This window comes from Thiocapsa sp., assembly GCF_035467215.1.
Classification (GTDB): Bacteria; Pseudomonadota; Gammaproteobacteria; order Chromatiales; family Chromatiaceae; genus Thiocapsa.
On the sequence record NZ_DATITZ010000079.1, the window covers coordinates 1 to 2,617 of the forward strand.

At 65.2% G+C, this 2,617-nt stretch carries 2 protein-coding genes; one reads left to right on the forward strand and one right to left on the reverse strand.

The features are described 5' to 3' along the window. The coding region (locus VLR48_RS04085; protein WP_325290555.1) for an Rne/Rng family ribonuclease at positions 1-963 on the reverse strand (963 nt) is incomplete at its 3' end. Between the two features lie 750 nt (positions 964-1,713). Between VLR48_RS04085 and VLR48_RS04090 the strand changes: the two genes are divergently transcribed. Next, positions 1,714-2,617 (forward strand): RluA family pseudouridine synthase (locus tag VLR48_RS04090; RefSeq protein ID WP_325290556.1); only part of this gene is annotated, 904 nt, incomplete at its 3' end.

Genomic DNA, 2,617 nt, shown 5'->3' on the forward strand with positions numbered 1-2,617 from the left:
GTTGAGCGCGGTCTCCTCGATGTCCGCGCCCTTGGTGGCGCGCGCCGAGTTGATGTCCACGGAGGTCAACGCCTCGGTGTGATCGATGACGATGGAGCCGCCCGAGGGCAGGCGCACCTCGCGCTGAAAGGCCGACTCGATCTGGCTCTCGATCTGATAGCGGGTGAAGAGCGGGACCTCGTCCTGGTAGAGCTTGAGCTTCTTCAGATTGCTTGGCATCACCTGCCGGATGAAGCTCTCGGCACGCTCGAAGACGGCCTTGTTGTCGATCAGGATCTCGCCGATGTCCACGCGCAGGTAGTCGCGGATCGAGCGGATGATGACGTCGCTTTCCTGATAGATCAGGAAGGGCGCCTTGCGGCCCTCCGCGGAGGTCTCGATCGCCTTCCAGAGCTGGAGCAGGTAGTCCAGATCCCACTGGAGCTCCTCGACGTTCTTGCCCACGCCCGCGGTACGGACGATCAGGCCCATGTCCTCGGGAATCTCGAGCTGGCTCATGGCGTCGCGCAGCTCGCTGCGGTCCTGGCCCTCGATGCGTCGCGAGACCCCGCCGGCGCGAGGGTTGTTGGGCATCAGCACCAAATAACGCCCGGCCAGCGAAATGAAGGTCGTGAGTGCCGCGCCCTTGTTGCCGCGCTCTTCCTTATCGATCTGGACGACGACCTCGCGGCCTTCGCGAACCGACTCCTTGATGCTGACGCGCGAGCCGGGTTTGACGCTGTCGGGCTCGAAGTAGGCCCGTGCGATCTCCTTGAGTGGAAGGAAGCCGTGCCGATCGGCACCGTAGTCGACGAAGGCGGCCTCGAGGCTGGGCTCGACGCGGGTGATGATGCCTTTGTAGATGTTGGCCTTTTTTTGTTCTCGGCCGGGCGACTCGATATCCAGGTTGTAAAGCTGTTGACCGTCGACGGTCGCAACACGCAACTCTTCGGGCTGAGTTGCGTTGATCAGCATGCGTTTCATAGGGTTGTATTCCGCACCACGACGCGGCTCCCGTCTCGGGGACTGCTCGCCGTGCACCCCGGCAAAGCCGCGGGCGGATCGGCGTGTCGCCGTCGGGCCGGCGAATCGGCCCGACGGTATCGGCAGCATCCGTTCGAGCGAGCTCTAGAGCCGCCCCGACGGGCACGCGCGTGGTCAGTAGTGTTTTGTCGTCGACGAGCGCCCGTAGGGGCGCTCGCACCTGATCGGCCCGCCTGGGTGGAGGGGTCGATCTAGGGAGCGGCGAGCTTGGCGCCGGCTGCGCTGAACTGCCGTCGTACAGGGCGCGCGGCGCTCACAGGGTGTAGAATGCGCGGTCACTCGACGAAGCGAGTCCGCGACACCACTCGAGATCCCGCGCATCGGCCTGTTCGGACATCGGATGCCGGCATGAGGGTCGGGCCTTCCGAGTGAATTCGACTCCACTCGCTCCGGCAGGTGATCGACCCTTGGCTGCGCTCGCCGCTCCGGGAAAAATCGCGTTTCCGCTGGCCAGCGCAAGCGTCCAAGTGTATCAGTAAACCTTATTTAGCATCAATTGAGCCACCCAGGCAGGCGCCATCATTCGTGAATCGACCCCACCCCCGTGCCGACCGCCGTCCGAGCAAGCATGCATCCGCCCGCGCGACAGGGGGCCGGGACGTCTCCCGTAGCCGCCCGGTTTCCGAGCGGGCCGGTCCCAAGGGCGCTCCGGCGAAGGGCTCCGAACCGCGGGACGATTCGGCGGTACGCGTGCTCTGTGTGGATGCCGAGTCCGACGGGCAGCGCATCGACAACTTCCTCTTGCGCCATCTCAAAGGTGTGCCGCGCAGTCATCTCTATCGGGTGATGCGACGCGGCGAGGTCCGCGTCAACAAGGGACGGGTCAAGGCCAGTCATCGGCTGCGCACGGGTGATTTGGTGCGCATCCCGCCGGTGCGCACGGCGCTGCCGGGAACGCCGGCCCGGGTGCCTGCGTCGCGTCTCGCACCGCTTGCCCAGGCTGTGCTCTACGAGGACGAGCGCCTTCTGGTCATCGACAAACCCGCTGGCTTGGCCGTGCATGGCGGGAGTGGTTTGAGCTACGGCCTGATCGAGTCACTGCGCGAGCTGCGGCCCGGCCGCGAGCTGGAGCTGGTTCACCGACTGGATCGCGACACCTCCGGCTGCATCGTCATCAGCAAGCGACGCAGTGCGCTGCGCGAGCTTCACGAGCTGATCCGTGAAGGCGGGATAGACAAGCGCTATCTGGCACTGATCGTCGGCGAGCTGGAGCGCTCGAAGGTGAGCGTGGACGCGGCGCTCAAGAAAAACGTGTTGCAGGGCGGCGAGCGGATGGTCCAGGTCGACCCGGAAGAGGGAAAGCCGGCGCGCACGGTGTTTCGACGTCTGGGGCGCTTCGGTTCGGACGTCGGTGTGCTCACCCTGGTCGAAGCCGAGCTGATCACCGGACGTACCCATCAGATCCGCGTCCATGCCGCTCATCTGGGAACCCCTTTGGCGGGCGACCCGAAATACGGCGACGAGACCGCGAATCGCGCACTCAAGGCGCAGGGCCTGTCGCGCTTGTTTTTGCACGCCTCTGCCTTGAGCTTTCAGCTTGAAGGGGCCGAGCGACGGCATGAGGTCGAGTCGCCCCTACCCGATGACCTCGAAC